This window comes from Candidatus Auribacterota bacterium (assembly GCA_026392035.1).
Taxonomy (GTDB): domain Bacteria; phylum Auribacterota; class Tritonobacteria; order UBA1439; family UBA1439; genus JAPLCX01.
Genome location: JAPLCX010000065.1, coordinates 1 through 18,798, shown reverse-complemented (window position 1 = coordinate 18,798; position 18,798 = coordinate 1). Strand labels below are relative to the sequence as shown.

The following is an 18,798-nucleotide window of genomic DNA, read 5'->3' as shown; positions in this document are numbered from 1 at the left end:
GCGAACCTGGAATCAGGGAGAAACCATGAAGACAGCCCGTGGGATTGACTGGAAAGAGATCTACGAGATGGAGATCGTGAAGAAGGCGCGGAAGTGGAACCAGCTGCGCGACGCCGATACCATCGAGGGGATCAATCGCCGGATGGAATTCGGCGGGTACGAGTCGCTGATCCGCGATGCCGACAGGGCCTACGAGGAGGTGATCCGGCATGCCGCGGAAGAGATCGCAAAAAGACGGGATGCCGTCCGCCTGGTGATCGTGGCGGGGCCGAGTTCATCGGGGAAGACCACCACCACCATCAAGCTCTGCGGGGCGCTCCGGGGCATGGGGCTGGATCTGCAGATGCTCGCCCTCGACAACTATTTCTGGAACCTCAACGATCAGCCGCAGGATGAGCTGGGGGACTACAATTTCGAGACCCCCGACGCGCTGGATCGCACAACCATCAATCAAAACCTCACCGATCTTATCGCGGGGAGAGAGGCGTCGACCCCTGTGTATAACTTCAAAACCGGCAGGCGTGAAAAAGAGAGGGTCGTGATGCGGCTCAACCGTGCGCAGCTCCTCGTCGTCGAAGGGCTCCACGCCTTCCACCGCGATATGACCGCCGGCATCCCCCACACCGTGCAGTTCAGGGTGTACATCGAGTCGATCTGCCAGCTGAAGGACGGGCAGGGGAATTTCGTCCCCTGGACGGACATCCGGCTCCTGCGGAGGATGGTCCGCGACAACCTCCACCGCAACTATACCCCCCTCAAGACGCTGGGGCACTGGCACTATGTGCGCGCCGCGGAAAAAGAGCACATCGTGCCATTCATCAAAAGCACCGAGGTCGTGGTGAACGGCTACCTGCCGTATGAATTGCCTGTCCACAAGAAGTACCTCTCGCACAGCCTGCGGGAGGCGGTTGAGCGTTTCGGAGAGGGCACGGGGAGGGAGGACGCGTACCGGAGAGCGTCCCGCTGCCTCAGCTACCTCGAGGAAGTTGATCTCCTTGAAGATGACTCGGTGATTCCCGCCACTTCCCTCTTGAGGGAATTCATTGGAGGGAGCGCGTACGCGTAGCATCGGTGCGCGATGGGGTGAGGGTGGCCGCCCCCGCCCTGAATACGGCGCACCGCTTTTTCCCAAGCTTCCCCTCAAAGAGGAAACCCAGCGTGCCGCCACGGCTCGATTCGAGAGTTGCTCTCATCCCCGCGGGCGCGACGAGCAGGGCGGGCGCCCTCGACGCGAGCAGGGCTTCCAGCTCATCAATCGTCGCTGCAAACCTGAGCTCGTTTTTCCCCCTGCGCCAGTAGAGGTACTTTGACCCGTCGTATTCTTTCTTGATGCCGAGAAAGAGCACCGGCCGGCCCTTCGCCTCGCGCTCGACCGCCTCCACGAACGGGCCTGCATCCTCCCTCGCGCTCATCCGCGGGAGCGCATACTGACAGAAGATGAGGAACCCCACGGCGAGCGTCCAGGCCAGGAGATAGAACACGGCGCGGGCGTCTCCGGCCGGCCTGCGTCCGGCGGTCGCGAGTGCGAGCAGGCCGGCGGCGGGAATCGCCAGGATGAGCGAGACGGATGCGAATGGGAGCCATACCGGGGCCGCGATCGCGAAGAGCATTCCCGCGGCAATTGAGGCGATGCAGATACCCCTGATCCATGAGCGGGCGGCGCTGAAAAAGCCCGCGGCCCGCACGCCATGGGCACTCTCCCAGAATGCCGCGCAGAGGATGGCGGTCGGAGGGGCGGCGGGGAGCAGGTAGCGGGTGTGTTTGACGCTCGCGAGGGTGAGCAGGACGAAGGTCACGAGGAGCCAGATTCTGGAGAAGATAAGAATCTCGCTGCGCGGGCTCCCCTCGACGTCATCCCGGCATAAGAGCTGAAGGAACGCAAACAGTGACCAGGGGGCAAAACCCGCAAAGAACACGCCGAGGTAAAGGGAGCGGGATGTGTTGGGCTCGTCCCTGACCCTGTCCAGGAGCTGGGCGTCCATGAGCTCTTTGAACGCGGCCCTCCCATCGGTGAGTGACACCGCAATGAAGCAGAGTGCCGCGAAGAGCAGGAGGAACACGCCGATCCGTATGAGGTTCATCGCGAGGGCGCGCCACCGTCTCCGCGTGAGGAGATACATGAGCACCGCCGAGACCGGAATGGCGGCGCCGATAGGTCCCTTGGTGAGGATACCCCCCGCCAGCCCCGCACAGGCGAGGGGGAAGAGGCATGGCGCGCCCGACGAGAGATAGCGGCAGTAGGCAACGAGTGCGAGGGAGATAAAGAAGGTGAGCATCGGGTCCACCGTGGCCTGCGATACACTCGAGCTGAAGAGCGGCATGACGATGAGCGCAACCCCGGCCATCACGCCGAGCGCGCGGTTTATCCTCCCCGCAAAAACGCAGGTGAGGTACACTGTCCCCATGGCGGAGAGTATGCCAGGGATTGCGAGAGAGAGCGGATTGATTGCGCCGGTTGCGCGCGTAGCGAGGGCAGCCGCGAGAAAATAGAGCGGGGGATAATCGAAATACGGCGCGCCATCAAGCCGCGGTATGAGCGAGGGGCCGTTCTGGAGAATATCCCTGACGAAGAGGGCCGTCCTGAATTCCAGGCCGGTCGGCCCGCGGAATGCGGCGGCGGGGATGAGGAAGAGGCCGCAGATGAGCGCGAGCACAAGTGAGTCACGGGTGCTGTCGGTCATGCCATTCGCAATCCCTAAGTTATGAGGTGTTGCCACGGATGACCACTGATTATTACGGATCTGCACCGATATTGGTAAGAAGTAACCTGTGGCGATCCGTCTTATTATCTGTGAAAATCAGTGGTAAATAACACTATATTGCCGCCTGCAACCACAGCATTATTGCCATTCCGTTCCGGATCTGTCATTGGAGTTGATCTTTGCTATAATAACATAATTGTGAAGACGAGGTGACACTATGATATCAGGATCGAAGGACGACGCAGTACCCACTCCGGACGAGCTCCAGCGGGAGCTCGCTGACTTTTTCAAGAAAAAGTTCGGCGACAAGGCGCTGATCAGCATTTTCCCCCAGGCTGAGGCGGCCGGCGGTGACGAGGCAGGGGAAGGGGCGGAGGAGAAGCTCCCCGACCTGAAGTTCGACCTCAAGCCGAAGGAGGTCAAGGAGTACCTGGACCGCTTCGTCATCAAGCAGGACGAGGCGAAGAAGGTGCTGTCCATTGCCGTGTGCGACCACTACCACCATGCCGCGCGGTGCCTGGGGAAGGGCGGCTGCGGTGATTACGCCAAGCAGAACGTGATCCTCATCGGCCCGACCGGCGTGGGCAAGACCTATCTCATCAGGTGTATCGCGCGGTTGATCGGCGTGCCGTTCATCAAGGGGGACGCGACAAAGTTCAGCGAGACCGGCTATGTGGGCGGCGACGTCGAGGACCTCGTGCGCGACCTCGTGCACGAGGCGGATGGCGACATCGCCCTTGCCCAGTACGGCATCATCTACATGGACGAGATAGACAAGATCGCCTCGGCGCGGGAACTCGTCGGGCGCGACGTGAGCGGGCGCGGCGTGCAGACCGGCCTGCTCAAACTCATGGAGGAGACGGAGGTGCCGCTCCGCAGCCCCATGGATATCACCGGGCAGATCCAGGCGATGATGGAGTATCAGAAAAAGGGGAAGATCAAAAAGAAATCGATCAACACCCGGCACATCCTCTTCATCGTCTCGGGCGCGTTCGAGCAGCTCGCGGCGATCGTCCAGAAGCGGCTGCGCGCGGGCGAGATCGGTTTTGCCGCGAGCCTGGATGAGAAAAAGAAACGGTTCGAGTACCTCCACGAAGCCAGGTCGAAGGATTTCATCCAGTTCGGCTTCGAACCCGAGTTCATCGGGCGCCTGCCGGTCCGGGTGGTCTGCGGGGAGCTGAGCGAGGAGGATCTCTATCAGATCCTCACGTCGTCCGAGGGGTCGATCGTGAGGCAGTACAAGGCTGCGTTTGACGCCTTCGGCATAAAGATCGTCTTTTCGGACGAGGGACTCAGGGAAATCGCGCGGAAGGCGTATCAGGAGGAGACCGGTGCGCGCGGCCTGATGACGGTGTGCGAGCGGACGCTGAGGGATTTCAAATTCGAGCTGCCCTCGACGGCGATACGGCATGTTGTAGTGACGCGGGTGCTGGTCGACGATCCCGGGGGCGAGCTCAAGAAGATCATTGCCAGCCCGGAACGGGTGGAACGCGCGTTCGGCGCGGAGCTCGTCAGGAAGTTCGAGAAGGAGTTTCGCGAGAAGCACGGCATCGCGGTTGCCTTCAACAGGGCGGCGGCGGAACTCGTGGTCGCGCAGGCGGAGGAGGTGAAGATGGACGTCGCGGCATTCTGCCGGACACTCCTCAAGGATTATGAGCACGGCCTTAACCTCATCCGCAGGAATACGGGGCGGGACCGCTTCGTCATCACCAAGGAAGCGGTGAGTGCCCCCGCGGAAACGCTCAACAAGTGGATCAAGAGGTCGTACCAGAAAGACAGTTCCTAGTTACTGGTTGCTAGTGTCTTGTCACGGAAATTCCCAGCATATGTCTGTCATCGCGAGCGAAAGCAAAGCGATCTCAACATATTGGCAATCATGAGATTGCTTCGTCGCTACGCTCCTCGCAATGGCAGGACTTTTGAATGCTACTTCCGAGACACCACACTAGTTTCTGGTATAGATGAAGATGCAATTGCGCGCGCAGCGGGGTAGATCACCTCTGGGTTTCTTATGGCGTACCGTACTGAATCCAACTGGAACAAAGTAATTCCGATCATCAAGAATGGCGCACGCTTTGTGATCACGGGACACGAGCACGCCGATGGCGATGCGCTCGGCTCGCAGGTCGCGCTGTACTATTTCCTCAGGCAGATGGGTAAGCGGGTCCGCGCGATCAACTGCGACGAGCCGCAGCGGAGGCTGTGTTTCATCGATCCCGAGCGCGTCGTGGAGACCTGTGAACCGGAGGGCGCGCGGCGAGCGTTCGCCGCGTGCGATGCCTGGATTATCGTGGACACGAGCGCGCTGCTCCGCATCGGTTCCCTGGGCGAGCTCGCACACAGGCTCACCTGCCCGAGGATCGTCATCGATCACCACGTCTTCGCCCCCGAGGAGGCCTTCGCGGACATCAACATCGTGGATGAGAATGCGGTGTCCACCGGGAAACTCATCTATCAGCTCGGCAGGGAGCTTGGATGCCGCCTGGACAGGAGGATCGCACTCGCCCTCTACGTGGCCATCTATACCGATAGCGGTGGATTTACGTACACGAAGATGGATGCCGAAACGCACCGGATTGTCGCCGAGCTCCTCGAGACGGGGGTCAGACCCTACGACGTGTTTGACAGGCTGTATCAGACGCACACGGCGGCGGAGGTCGAGCTCTTCGGCCGCGCGCTGAACTCGCTCCGATTTGAGCACGGTGGCCGGATCGCCTGGATGACCGTGAGCGGCAGAATGTACGCCTACTCGGGAGCGGACCCGGAGGGGAGCGAGAACTACCTCCTCGATTATGTCAGATCGATAAAGACGGTGGAGCTCGTGGTGCTGCTGCGGCAGCTCCCCGAGGGAAGGGTCAAGGTGAGTTTGCGTTCCAAGAATTTCTTCAGGGTCAACGGGATCGCGCGCGACCTCGGCGGCGGCGGGCACTGGTTCGCCGCGGGAGCGGTGGTCGAGGGGAGCCTTCCCCGCGTGCGCGAGAAGGTCAAACAGCTCGCGGGGCGTGAGTGGCGGAACCGGTCCCGGGAGCGGAAGAGGCCGGGGGCATGAGCCAGATGGAGCTCGGGTGCGTCTGCCGCAGTACCTAGAGCAGGTCGGAGGGAAAGATATTGCCCCTGCAGAGGATCCCTCGGGGATCGAGTGCTCTCTTTACCCTCGCCATCTCCCGCATGCCATCCAGTCCATACAAAATCTCGAGGTAGGGATGTTTGATTTTACCGATGCCGTGCTCGGCGGAGATGGTCCCCCCGAATGCCACAGCCTTCCGGGCAAAATCTCTGATGATGCGCTTCGCCTGCTCGATCTCCCTCTCCGTTCGCGGCAAAATGTTGACGTGGAGATGATGCTCTCCGATGTGGCCGAAAATAGCATACTGCATGCCCGAGGGCGTGAGGAGGCCCTCATAGTAATTAATCATATCTTCGAGCTTGTCTCCCGGCACGGCCAGATCCGTCCCCATCTTGTGAATCGCCGGGCAGCTGCGTTTGTTCAGCGCAACGATCTCATTCACCGATTCCGGCATGGCGTGACGAAATGCGCGTATCTTCTCCCGTTCCGCCGGCTCTATGCCGCTCCAAGTGTCCTCCACCGAGGAGTGGTGCTCGCGCAATAAGCGCTCCACAGAGGCGTAGAGTGCATCCAGTTCTTCCTCACGAAATGCCAGCTCAAGGAAAATAGCAGCCCGCGCCTTCTCGGGCAGTGTCGGGACTGCCGAGCCCGCCCCGTCGCGCTGCTTCTTCGACCGTAGAACATCGAGCGCGCATGAGTCAAAGTACTCGAATACGAGAACGCCCGGGATCTCTTTTCGGGCGTGCATAAAAAATTTAACCGCATCCCTATTGGAGGGGAAAAATGGCACAAGGCTGAGTACATTCTCCGGCCGTTCTACAATCATAACCTCGATTTCGCTGATGACACCGAGGGTTCCCTCCGATCCGATGAAGAGGTCGATCAGGTCCATCCCCTCTGTGACGTAGTACCCCGCGGCGCTCTTTACAGAGGGCATGGCGTACGTCGGGAGAGCCACGGAGATCGTTTCGCCGTTGGTGAGCGTGACCTCGAACGTGCCCCCGGGGGAGGCCCTGACGTCTCCTCGTCGAATTTTCAGGACGTCGCCGTTCGCGAGCACGACCCTGATTTCCCTGACGTAGCTGCGGGTGGGCCCATAGTGGAAGCTGCGCTCTCCGGAAGCGTTAGTGGCGAGCGTGCCGCCGAGGGTCGCGCTCGTCTCGGTAGGGTCGATCGGGTAAAAATATTCCTTCGTGAGACCGAGGAACTCCTCGACTGCCTTGCGATTGGAAACCGTCGGGAAAGAGAGGAAATCCAGGAGGTCCTTCTGCTCGATCCTTCGGTGGAGTTCCTTCACCAGGATCCCCGGCTGGACGCTGACAAACCACCGGCCATCGTTTTCCCCTTTCCGGATATCAAGGATGCGGTCCATCTTCTCCAACGAGAGGAGCGCCCCCTCCATGGGAACGGCACCTCCGACGATGCCCGTCCGCCCTCCTGACACCGTGACGGGGATTCCCCGTCGGTTCATCGTACTGAGAAATGTGGAGACATCCGATTCACTCAGGGGAAATGCAAGGGTGGTACTCGTTCCGCCAGAAAGGCGCGACTCATCTTTGAGATAGTCGGGGTAGTCGACCGCAATCCGCTCGGCGCCTTCGAGCACTGCCATCCGCTGCGTCCCCGGATACTCCCGGGCCTTTTCCGCGTGAAGGCGGTGCGTCATTGCACGTTCACCACGTATCCGGGGTTGTCGATAACCGTAATCGTTTTTCCGCTGCCGTATCTCTCCACCCATGTCGAGAGTCGTGTTTCTGCGGGCTGCCCGCTCTCACCCCAGAAGGTTACGGGGAGGATTTTCCGGTCTTCCGCAGTCAAACCATCCTGGATCATATAGAGATGCCCCCACCCGACATGATCGAGAATTCTTAGAAAGTCCACCGCCTTCTGCTTGCCGATTTTGAAATCCTTGCGGACTGTTTCGAGCACTTTGAGCGTGGCCTGCTCGATGGCCCTGTCGCGGTCCTCGCGGAGCGAGATCGCATCGGCGGCGAGCTTCATCAATTTTTTAAATTCCTCGTTGCCGAAACCGTCCTGGCAGGGGGCGGCGGTGAGGATCATTCCGCCGCGCTCAACGGCTGTGTAGGCGGCGTGAATGGCCTTCCCCGACTGGTAGAGGTTGATGCCGAGCGCGCCCGCCCCGCTGATGACCACTTCAGGGCGACAGCTCAATTTCATCGTCCAGACGTCCTTGAGCTTGGACGCTGCAGCACGGTGCGCGGCGAACGTCTCCCCCCCCTCGAGGTAGACGAGGTCGCCCTCCGGGTCAACAATGGCGGTCAGGCAATACACCTCCCGCCCTCGCTTTTTCATGGAATCGATGATCGTGCTGACAATCTTTTTTTTGCATTTGTACACCGGATTGCCGTTGAGGATACCGAGGGCCACATTGTCGGCGAAGCCGTCATCGTCGAACATCTGCAGGTGTTCCCAGGTGATGATCTCCTTGCTGCAGATCCCCGGGCAGAACGACTTGGGGCCGCCCGCGACGCCGGCAAAATAGTGGTTATCAACGTCCGTGAGGGGTATGACGAGATCGGCGTTGAAGGCGACGCGGTTGATCATAATGGGGCGGCCGTCCACCGTTCCCGCCCGGGTTAAATCCTTCTCACAATCATGGACGACGATACTGACCCGGGAAACCATATCCTTCCCCACGGTCTTTTTCATTTCGGCGGCAGTGGGGGCGCGGTGCGTTCCCGCACACACGACGACCTTGATTTTCTCAACGGGGATGCCGTAGGTCCGCCGCAGCCTCTCCACCAGAAGAGGCAGCAGCAAGCGCGTGTGGTCATTGGGCCTGGCGTAGTCATCGACCAGAATGACGACATCCCCGCCGCGGACGCATTTCTTGACGAGGTCTCCGAGGGGGGGGATACCACCGATGGGGTTCTCGAGTGCACGGGCCAGCGCCGCCGCCGCATCCTCGATAACCCGATTCTTGGGCGGCGGTATGAGGGGTAGATACCTTCCCGTGTCAATCCACTCCTGGTGTATGAAACCGCTCAGGACCTGGTCGCCGTAGCTCAGGGTGATGTCAGCGCTCTTCATTGTGCATCCCTTCTCACGCGACCGCGTCGCCGTCAGTCGATAGCCCCGAGGTGATCCCGCGGGGCGTTTGTAGCCAATGTACCACATATTTTATCGATGGGTAAAGAGCGGTCGTGCTCCCAAAATGGCGGATAATGCAGGGGTCGCCTTCCTGCCGGCGGGCAGGGATTCATCCGACCAGCTTGGCGGGCTTGATGAATCAAGCCCCTACAGGGAGAAATACTTCTGATTACATTTCACCTATCAGGTGAACGTTTCGATATGTTATACGCTATTTCTGGACGCTCTCTCAGGAATGGCACAGCGCACGAAGACGATATCCGCTCATGGCAGGAACAGCTCGGGGTGCTTGAGCTTTTTCGGCAGGTAGACGTCGATCACGTAGTTGAGGTCGTGCGTGGCGAAGGCCTGTTGCTCCACCCTCACCCCCATCCGTATCATCTGCTCGATCGCCTGTTGCCAGCGCTTCTCGTGCTTGATGAACGGGTCGTTCGCGAGCGCGTCCTTCGCGCGCTTGATATCCACCTCTTTCAGGGGGTGCGTGGCGTCCTTGAGCTTGTAGTCGATGATGTCCTGCGGCGTGACGCCGAGGTAGCGCGCCTGGGGCACGCAGAAGAACTGATTGATGTGGGCGGCGTTGCCCGAGCCCACCTTGAGGGTCCGGTAGATGTTGGTGATCCCGTATGGGTCGCCGTCCACGAAGGCGTAGACGGGGATCTTCTTCTCGTCCGCGAGGCGTCTGATGAAGCGGCGGCAGGCGCGCGTGGGGACGCCCCCCATGGAGACGAGGACGCAGTTTGCCCCCTTCCAGAAGTTATGCTTCACGAGCCGCTGAAACATGCCCGCGGTCTCTATGGCAAGAATGAACGCTGCGTTTGTCTGAAACTGGAGATCCTCGACGGAGATCGGTATTGAATACGCCCCTGAGCCAAACCGGGTGCAGTCGATTTTGATCTTGCGCCCCGTGTCGGTATCGCGATCAATCACGATCAGCCGCCCCGCCACCTCACCCCCCTTCTCCTCGGGGATGAAACCGAGTTGCTCGCGGTTGACTGCAAACAGCGCCTCGACATCGTCCATCACCGAGTCAGACTCCGGCTGCTCGTCGAAGCGCGCGTCGCCCCAGTTCTTGGAGACGTAGTAGGCTTCCCGCTTGGTGGCGATGTCGTCGCCGCGCAGGAGGTCATTGGAGAGCGACATCATCTTCAGGGACTGGGCGAAGGTCTTGGCGGTGGTCACGGTGAGCGTCCGCTCCTTCTTGCGTCTCCCGATTTCGAAGTTGCCCACCTTCGTGTTGTAGCGCACGTTGTCGAGGGAGCGGATCGGGAGGTCGAGGGACGGTTTGCGCTTCCTGAGTATCGTCCGATAGATTTCCTGAGCCGTCTGCTTGATCTTCGCCGCCGCCTTGTTCATTTAAACCTTATCCTTTTCTGTAGGGGTTCCCCGCCTGCCGGCCGGGCAGGGATTTATCGAACCCTACGGGCTTGATGAATCAAGCCCCTACACTGAGATATCCTCAGTGGTCCATTAGTAATCTCTCAGTTATGGGGGTAATAATTCACTCCACTCAGTGTTTTTATCCACGGATTGACACTGATAATCTGTTTAAAAATCCGTGCTCATCCGTGAAATCAGTGGATGATCGTTCATATAACTGAGGGGTTGTGTCTATTATTCCATCTTCCTCGACTTTTCCAGGATCTCCGTCAGTATCCTGACGACCCTTCCCTCCTGCGCCTTGTTGAGCTTGAGGATTTCCCTGAGCGCGATCCCGATGTGCGGCAGATACTTCTCGATGTAGGCCTTTTTCTTCTCCGCGTCGGCGATCCGGGCGCGGCGGCTGAGATACGAGTGGAGCTTCCTGCCCACCTCCTGCACGCCGAGCTTGATCTCCTTGAGGATCTCCGGGTAGTGGGCGATCGCCTCTTTGCTCTCGGAGGTGAACGGCACCCACACCGAGACCATGTGCACCATGAGCGTCATCGAGCCGGAGGGCAGGGCGCCGCGCGCCTGCGGGAGCCCGTAGCCGCGCCAGTTCGTCCCGATCACCGCCTTGGTGATCGCGCACGCCGACTGCTGGTAGAGGAGCGGGACGCGGTTGGCGAACCGGAGCAGGTTGGCGAGAGGCTCATCCTCGCCGTCTTCGCCGCCCGCGCGTGGTCCTCCCCACGCCAGCCCCACCTCGATGTGGAATGGGTTGCCGCGGTAGACCGACGGCGAGCGCGTGGTGGCGGTGTAGAAGTCCGCCTTGATCTGTTTCTTCAGGGCCGCCAGGATGAGCTCCTCGCCGATCGGGGAGAGGCAGTCGGTCGGCGGGCTCATGATCTTCGTGGCGTTGATGGCCTGGTAGAGCTTATCCGTCTCTTCGCGCGCGATCCTGGAGGGGTACGCGGTTTCAGGAAGGCCGGCCTTTGCGCAGACCTCCCGCGCCACTTTTGTCCCCACCCTTGAAAAATCCTGCATGAGGAACGAGCGGAGCCGCTTTGCCTTTGTGGTTTTGAGCATCTGCATGAGCACGCCGAGCTCAACGCCGTACGGGTGGGGCTTGATCTCCTTGGGCTCTCGGGGGAGGGAATTCGCCGCGCGCGCGAGTACGATCTTCTCGCCCTCGGGGCCATGGTAGGTGATGAGGACATGGGGGTTTGCGAGGGAAACCTGCTCCAGGTAATTCTCAACCGACTGGCGCCCCTTCTGGCACCTGGCCTCGAGCTCGATCTCAACCTTTGTGCCGTGTGGTGATTCCCACTGCACCTCGTCGTCCTTGATGATCTCGGGTGTGTTCTTCTGCGTGTCCACGCGGATCTCGAAATAGTGCGCTGGTTTCTTCGGCCCGATTTTTGACGTGATCCTGACCGGCTGCCCCGTCGTGAGCTGGCCGTACATTCCCGCGGCGGAAATACCGATCCCCTGCTGCCCGCGGGCCTGTTTGAGCGTGTGGAATTTTGAGCCGTAGAGGAGCTTGCCGAAGATCTTTGGAATCTGCGTCTTTACTATGCCCGGCCCGTTGTCTTCAACGACGACCCTGAACCGGTCTTCGCTGATCGGTAGCACGGCAACCCTGATTTCAGGAATGATCTTCGCCTCTTCGCATGCGTCCAGGCTGTTGTCCACGGCCTCTTTCACCGTGGTGAGGAGGGCCTTCTTCGGATTGTCGAATCCAAGCAGATGCCTGTTCTTGCTGAAAAACTCAGAGACGGAAATCTCCCGCTGCCGGAGCGCCATCTGGTAGGCGATCTCCTCCTGGTGGAGTTCCATTCCGTTCTCCCCGAGCTCCCTCGGGGTTTTGAGCCTGGAGCTTTTTGTCGCGGCTTTTCCACCGGGCTTTTCAGCTTTTTTGTCCGCGAGTTTCCGCCTTATCTTTTTGGGCATGATGTGGGCATCTTTTGCTGATGTGAAAAAACAAGGCATAATAACATAATGATGTACATATTTTCAAAGAGATTTTTTAACACTGATACCCCAGGGAGACATTTCCCCATGGAAGGTGATGGCGAATGCCTTTGGATGAAGGTGCTCGGAAAGTCCCGCCATGGCGGGAGAAAACTGTCCCGCTAAGCGGGATGATGAGGGGGAGCAGGAAAACTGAAACGGGGAAACTATACGGGCATCCCGCCAAGGCGGGAGAAACGGTGGATACAGACAAGCTGACCCTAAATCAAATCAATCCTGTTCCCTACTCTACCTACTTGCCCTAATTATAGACCCTGATGCTGTTTAATCCGCTGATCTGCCGGTTGAGCTAAGCGCACGCCGCATGCACTGCGCCGCACCCATGACTACAGTACGTCCCGAATATAGGCCGTAACATACTCCGCACGTCTTAATTATGTAAAACGTCTACGAACCAACCGTCTTTGCCCTCTTATCCATCATGATGACATAGGGGCTGTCAGGCCTGAGATCCGACAGTTTCTTCACCGGCGGTTTCTTACCCGCTTCAACCACAACGCCGTAGAAGGTGATCGTTTTCCCATTCATGGACGCGGGGATCCTGACCTTCGAGCTCACTGTCTTGAAATACGGCGCATTGTACCTGCGCACGTTCTTGTAGATCGGTACGATCCCCTTCTTGACCGACCCGTTGAAATAGATCCTGTAGACCCCGGCGGGGGTTTCGGCAAGGAGATAGAAGTCAAACGACCTGGTGATATCCTCAATCAATGCGATGCCAAGCACGAATGGCTGGCCTGCCGTCAGCGGTCCCGGATCAACGACCAGCGGCGGTATCGGCGTAGGAGTGGGTACGGGCGTTTCCGTGGGTGTGCTCGTCGCCGCTGGTGTCCCCGTCGGCGTAGCCGTCGGATTCGGCGCCGCAGTGGGATCCTGAAAACAAAATAATCTGAAATAGCTTGATCCTACGTAAAGTCTCCTGTCAGAACCTATAGCAGGAGAAGAGGGCGGCCCCATATAGACACCAAGTCCAGTATCATAGCTCCATAAGAGGGACGCTATGGAAGATATAGCGTACAGCCTGTTCTCAGAGCCCTCCACATAAATCACCCCTCCTGAATCTATGGCGGGAGAAGACTCAATAGGGTAGTCTGTGGTGTAGCTCCATATAAAGGAGCCAGTCGAAGCAATGGCATATAGATTATTGTCATAGCCCCCTAAATAGATTTTACCATCAGTATCCAGGGCAGGAGAGGAAGCTATCGCGTATCCTATTGTATAACTCCACGTATTTGAACCTAAAGACGTGAAATTATATAGCCTGCGATCATAAGATCCTACACAAACTCTACCATCGACACCTGCCGCGGGCGAAGAATATACGCTGCCTCCCGTTACATAACTCCACAACAAGATACCAGAGTGTGTTAAAGAGTATATATTGTTATCTTCAGAACCAAAACATATGTATCCATTTAAACTCAGGGCAGGGGAAGTCCTTATATTATAACCTGTCTGATAACTCCATAAGAGTGAGCCGGTTGAAGTGATAGCATATAACCTATTATCATCTGCTCCTATATAGAGCCTGCCGTCAGAGTTAATCGCAGGACAAGAAGAATATATCCAGCTCACCATTTCATAACTCCACGAAAGGGAGCCGCTGGAAGATAATGCGTAGAAATTATGGTCCCAAGAGCCGACATAAATTGTGCCGTCTGCACCTATTGCAGGCGAGGAAGTGATACACCAGTCAGTTTCATAACTCCACGAGAGCGATCCCAATGAAGTGAGAGTATAAAATATGTTGTCATCAGACCCCGCAAAGACTTTCCCGTCAGGACCTATAGCCGGGGAGGAGGATATACCCAGCCACGTTTCATAACTCCATGCCATCTCACCCGTCTGCGGACCTGAATATTGGTTTTGGCCTGTGTGCCTGACATCATGATGGAACATCGGCCAGGGGGAGTTGGCGGGTTGGGCGAATACCGATCCGAGGAGGCACAATGTCAGTGAGACAAATGCTGCCGATAGGCTATTCTGTTTCATGCTGCCCCTTCCCCATACGTTCAAATGAAACATGGATGCTGCCGATTAAAATAACCGTGCCAATCCGTGGGTTAAAGTCCTGACAATTTTTTGTCGCCCGCATTACCAGCTCGTGCGGTGGGACCAGAAATCACCTGCACAACCTTCTTATCCATATAGATTGCGTTCTCTTCCTTAGGCGGCTTGGGCGACTCGACGACGCCGGCGATGAAAGTGTACCGGCCTGCCGCCCACTCCGGCATACTGGGCACATCGATCAGCCTCACCCGACATGGCTCGATTATCTCCACGCTGCTTAAAACCGGCCGCACCCCCTTCTCCCATTTCAACTTATTATTCACTGAATACACACCCCAGGGGGTGAGCGCAACGATGTAGGCATCGAACACCGACATGCTGATTTGACGGTTTACCAGCAGTTCAATCCGGAATCCTTCTCCAGGTCGTACGCTCTCACTGCTCACACGCACCTCAATCGGTTTCGGCGTTGGCGTGGTGGGAGGAGTGGGAGTCGGCGTCGGTGTTGCAATCGCACCGATGCTGAAGTCTTTGGATATCCAGAGGATTGCATCCTGTGGTTTATAAGGCCCTTGCGGTTTATAAAAACTCAACACGAGGCTATATTGTCCTGAAGCAGTGTTTGGAACAACCATGGAAACAAACTTAATTCGAAATCCAGCCGGTAAACCAGGCACATTCAAAGCCAGGGGAGTTACACTCCTGGTTATTTGCCCTTTTGAAGTAATATAGTATATCTTGCCATCGGGCGTGTGAAATGCCGCAAATACATGAAATGGTCGATTGATATCCGTGTAAAGCATGAACCATGCTTCGAGCAGGTCGCCGGGATAGAAGACAGTCCCGTTGAGCGCAATCTCCGCCTTCGCCGGTATTAACGAATCCGGAGATATTGCATAGAGCCTGTTGTCGCCGCCGCCGAAATAAACCGTTCCCCATGAGTCGATGACGGGTGAAGACCTGATGGTATCCCCCGCCTTATAACTCCAGCGGAGAGTACCTCCCAGTTTTATCGAGTGCATTGTGTCTGCGGAGGAACCGCAATAGACCGTATACGGATCCACGGCCGGAGAAGAATGTGGGTCGCCTCCTGAATCATAAGACCACTGTAACGTCCCGCCTGCACTTATCACATAGAGGTTATTGTCACAGGATCCGATGTAAATATCCCCATAGCGATGGATCGCGCTTGAAGCATAAATCGAATCGCCAAATTCATAGCTCCATTTCAGTGCGCCATTGGTATTCAGGGCATAAAATGCGTTGTCCACGGAACCTGCATAGAGCATTCCATCGTTCACCAATGGAGAGGCATAAAACGCATTGTGAGCGGCATACGACCATGAAAATGCCCCATCGGAACCAAAACTGTAAAGGTTGTTATCGTTGGAGCCGATATATACCGTCCAATCTGTCTCCAGGGCCGGAGATGACTGTATGCCCCCTGCCATTGTGTAACTCCATTCAATCTGCCCCGAGGAAGCTATCACATAGAGCGAATTGTCAAGTGAGCCTGTGTATACGGAGCCGGCCCCATTTATGGCGGGAGAAGAAAAAAGATTGCCTGCCGTATTATAGCTCCATGCGAGCGCTCCCGAGGGACTGAGGGCATAACATGTGTTGTCATCAGCGCCGGAGTAGATTCTTCCCGCCGTATCAATTGCCGGCGAAGAAGATAATGCGCCTCCTGCGGCATAACTCCACAGGAAGAAGCCGTTCGATGTAAGCACGGACAGATTCCGGTCGAGCGAGCCGAAATACACATTGCCGGCTGTGTCGAGTGCCGGCGAAGAGATGACGCCTCCGCCGACTTCATAACTCCATGCCAGGATCCCGGTCCATGAGCCCGCGGTAACGCTCCTGCCCGTGCGCTGCGCATCATGGCGGAACATGGGCCATGGGGAGCTCATTGGCTGAGCAGCGCACTCACTCCCGAAAAGTGCCAATGCGCCGGCAAGCCCCATCCAAAACAGGTGAAGAAGATTATGCCTTTTCATGTCTCATCTCCTTTTTCTCTTAAAACTCATTTAGCCCGATCGGAGAATCCGCAGGCGCAAACCCGGAGAGTTCGTTCCAGTCATCGAGCCTTCATTTCCTCAACTCAAAGCTGCATGAGGCTGGAGATCTGACCCTGGAGGATGCCATTCCGCCGATTAAAGCAATCGCGCCAGCCCTTGGGTTAAAGTCCTGACAAACTTTTTGTCGCCCGCATTGCTGGCTTGTGCGGCTGGACCAGAAATCACCCCCACTACCTTCTTATCCATGTACACAGCATTCTCTTCCTTGGGCGGTTTGGGAGACTCGACGACGCCGGCGATGAAGGTGAACTGCCCCGTAAATCCTTTGGGAACACGAGGAATATTTAGAAGAAGTCCCTGGCATGGTTTTATCAGTGCTTTGTTCTTCAGAATCGGATGTACCCCGGGCTGCCATTTTTTCTCAGTATTCACTGAATAAATGCCCCATGGCGTTATCGCAACCACATATGCGTCAAAGACAGAGAATGTAATTTGCCAATTTACTCTTACCCACATCCGGAATCCTTCCCCGGGTCGTACACTCTCACTGCTCACCCGCACTTCAATCGGCCTCGGCGTTGGCGTGGGTATAGGGAAGGGAGTGATTGGCGTGACTGTTATTGTCGGCTGGCCAGGTATATTGTCGTTGATGAAAATTGAAACATCGTTGCTGTCAAAATTCGCAACAGCGAGGTCGGGTTTCCCATCCTTGTTGAAATCGGCGCTTTTGATCGACTTCGGGTCTCGCCCGAACGCAAAACTGGTCTTCCCATAAAACGTGCCATCGCCATTGCCGAACAGTATATCAATCTTGTCGTAATATGTATCGCCTATTACTAAATCTACCTTGCCATCAAGATCCCAATCTGCGCTCGCCAACGATTCGTGTAATTTCCCGATATCGTATCTCACTTCTCCGGCGAATGTCCCATCTCCCTTGCCCATGAGAACGGAAATACTGCCGTACGGCTCCTCCGGAGTGTACCTGTCGCTATTGGTCGTAACCAGATCCGCCTTGCCGTCATTGTTTAGATCGGATGCTATCAGACAAAGAGGATTCATGCCTGTAGAGTATCTTACCTCCTGATTAAACGTCCCATCCCCGTTGCCCAAAAGGATGGAAACGCTGTTAGCCCACCTGTTAGCTACAGCGAGGTCTAAATTGCCATCTCCGTTAAAATCAAAGGTTACAATAGAGTCCGGATGTTCCCCCACACCATATTGCACCTCCGGATTAAATGTCCCGTCTCCTTTGCCGAGGAGAACCGATATACTCGAGCCGAATGGGGAGCCGCTCCCGGTATCCGTAACGGCCAGGTCTATGTTCCCATCCTTATTAAAATCACCGTTCGTTACTGACATAGGATCATTCGCGACTCTATAACTTACGGGAGCTGAGAATGCGCCATCTCCCTGATTCAAGAACACACTCACTATTGGGTTGTACCCTCCCCAACATGATACAGCCATATCCAGCTTGCCATCGTTGTTATAGTCGGCAGCGGCAATCTGGGAACTGTAATCCCCCACACTATATCTCTTCTCATTAGCAAATGTTCCATCTCCATTCCCAATGATTATAGAGACGTCCTTGCTTACTGCATTAGCTACAGCTAAATCCATCTTGCCATCACCATTAAAATCTCCCGGCATGACATCTCGTGGTTTAGCTCCCACAGGCAATCTCTGTTCTGTAGCCGACCCGGCCGTATGGTTATACTCCTGCTCCTCTGGGGGCATGGCGAAGCTCATTCCACCCCAACCACATTGTGAGGGCGGCGCACTGCATCCCTCATCGATAGCGCATGGCAGCCAGTGGGGAGGGGTAGGTGTCGGCGGCGGGGTCGGGGTGGGGGTGTGCGCTGCTGCAATGAAGGCGGTCAGTACAATAATCGCGATAGCCATCGGTTTATACCTAGTGCCAACTTCTTGTACCCGCCCTCTTCACGATAGCCGGATTTACCCGCAGTCATATAGTAGAGGTGACCCCGACGGGATCCCCACCCTGTGATCACTGATGCCGGTTCCTTATGAACTGTAGAGATCGGGCATCTCCGCAATAATCGAGGGCTGATTCCGGTTACTGATTTCGTCCAAAATGGCGAGAAAGCAGTTACTGTGATTGCTTACTCAGAACATTGCGTGCTCGCTAATCCCTCATAGTCCAGAGTATCGGCGATCGGATCGGGGGTGGGCTGAATGATTTGATAAATATCTACCAGCGCAGTAACAACCCCCGGGGAAATCCAGCCGGCCGGGTCAAATACGTCGGCGCCGGGGCGTACCATCACTCCCTCCATACTGTATATGCCCGTTTCCACGCTTATGGGAAGGGCAAAATTTAAATCCCCCATGACCTCACTAATACAAACGCATTAAGTAAAGTTACACAATCGCTTGATTTTTTGAACTGACCATGAACGTGTTGTTTTGCGAACCGTCGTCCATGTATTCTCAAGGTCATCAAACCACTGGTTGGTCGTGGCCTCGTAACGGACTC

General features: G+C 56.7%; 12 protein-coding genes. 4 read left to right on the top strand and 8 right to left on the bottom strand.

Going from position 1 to position 18,798, the window contains the following annotated elements; translation table 11 throughout:
* Positions 1-25 precede the first annotated feature (25 nt).
* Complete coding sequence (locus NTX71_06635; GenBank protein ID MCX6339580.1) at positions 26-1,066, top strand: response regulator SirA; 1,041 nt, start codon at positions 26-28, stop codon at positions 1,064-1,066.
* Here NTX71_06635 and NTX71_06630 read toward each other — a convergent pair.
* Positions 1,041-2,681, bottom strand: coding sequence for a glycosyltransferase family 39 protein (locus tag NTX71_06630; GenBank protein MCX6339579.1), 1,641 nt, complete (start codon positions 2,679-2,681; stop codon positions 1,041-1,043). The genes NTX71_06635 and NTX71_06630 overlap by 26 nt on opposite strands.
* A gap of 238 nt (positions 2,682-2,919) precedes the next feature.
* Between NTX71_06630 and NTX71_06625 the strand changes: the two genes are divergently transcribed.
* Together NTX71_06625 and NTX71_06620 are read left to right on the top strand one after the other, a co-directional pair.
* Positions 2,920-4,488, top strand: coding sequence for an AAA family ATPase (locus tag NTX71_06625; protein ID MCX6339578.1), 1,569 nt, complete (start codon positions 2,920-2,922; stop codon positions 4,486-4,488).
* Positions 4,489-4,713: 225 nt separating this feature from the next.
* A complete protein-coding gene (locus NTX71_06620) occupies positions 4,714-5,751 on the top strand; it encodes a bifunctional oligoribonuclease/PAP phosphatase NrnA (protein ID MCX6339577.1) in 1,038 nt (345 codons plus the stop codon).
* Between the two features lie 34 nt (positions 5,752-5,785).
* Here NTX71_06620 and NTX71_06615 read toward each other — a convergent pair whose 3' ends face one another.
* Both NTX71_06615 and NTX71_06610 read right to left on the bottom strand, forming a co-directional pair.
* A complete protein-coding gene (locus NTX71_06615; GenBank protein MCX6339576.1) occupies positions 5,786-7,435 on the bottom strand; it encodes an FAD-binding oxidoreductase in 1,650 nt (549 codons plus the stop codon).
* Positions 7,432-8,820 (bottom strand): lactate racemase domain-containing protein, encoded by a 1,389-nt coding sequence (locus NTX71_06610; GenBank protein ID MCX6339575.1) that lies wholly within the window; start codon positions 8,818-8,820, stop codon positions 7,432-7,434. The genes NTX71_06615 and NTX71_06610 overlap by 4 nt, the downstream gene beginning before the upstream one ends.
* 76 nt (positions 8,821-8,896) lie before the next feature.
* Here NTX71_06610 and NTX71_06605 point away from each other — a divergent pair, with 76 nt between their 5' ends.
* Entirely contained in the window at positions 8,897-9,049 is a 153-nt protein-coding gene (locus tag NTX71_06605) for a hypothetical protein (protein MCX6339574.1), read from the top strand.
* A 95-nt stretch (positions 9,050-9,144) separates the two neighbouring features.
* On the opposite strand, the gene NTX71_06600 is transcribed toward NTX71_06605, so the two are convergent.
* The 5 genes from NTX71_06600 to NTX71_06580 form a co-directional block, all read right to left on the bottom strand.
* Complete coding sequence (locus NTX71_06600; protein MCX6339573.1) at positions 9,145-10,233, bottom strand: DNA topoisomerase IV subunit A; 1,089 nt, start codon at positions 10,231-10,233, stop codon at positions 9,145-9,147.
* 258 nt (positions 10,234-10,491) lie between these two features.
* A complete protein-coding gene (locus NTX71_06595) occupies positions 10,492-12,189 on the bottom strand; it encodes a DNA topoisomerase VI subunit B (protein ID MCX6339572.1) in 1,698 nt (565 codons plus the stop codon).
* 468 nt (positions 12,190-12,657) lie between these two features.
* Positions 12,658-14,262 carry a PQQ-binding-like beta-propeller repeat protein gene (locus NTX71_06590; GenBank protein ID MCX6339571.1) on the bottom strand — a complete coding sequence of 535 codons (1,605 nt, stop codon included), beginning with the start codon at positions 14,260-14,262 and terminating at the stop codon, positions 12,658-12,660.
* A gap of 71 nt (positions 14,263-14,333) precedes the next feature.
* Positions 14,334-16,277, bottom strand: a complete 1,944-nt coding sequence (locus NTX71_06585; GenBank protein MCX6339570.1) for a PQQ-binding-like beta-propeller repeat protein — start codon at positions 16,275-16,277, stop codon at positions 14,334-14,336.
* Between the two features lie 156 nt (positions 16,278-16,433).
* Complete coding sequence (locus NTX71_06580) at positions 16,434-18,050, bottom strand: VCBS repeat-containing protein (protein ID MCX6339569.1); 1,617 nt, start codon at positions 18,048-18,050, stop codon at positions 16,434-16,436.
* Between the last annotated feature and the right edge of the window lie 748 nt (positions 18,051-18,798).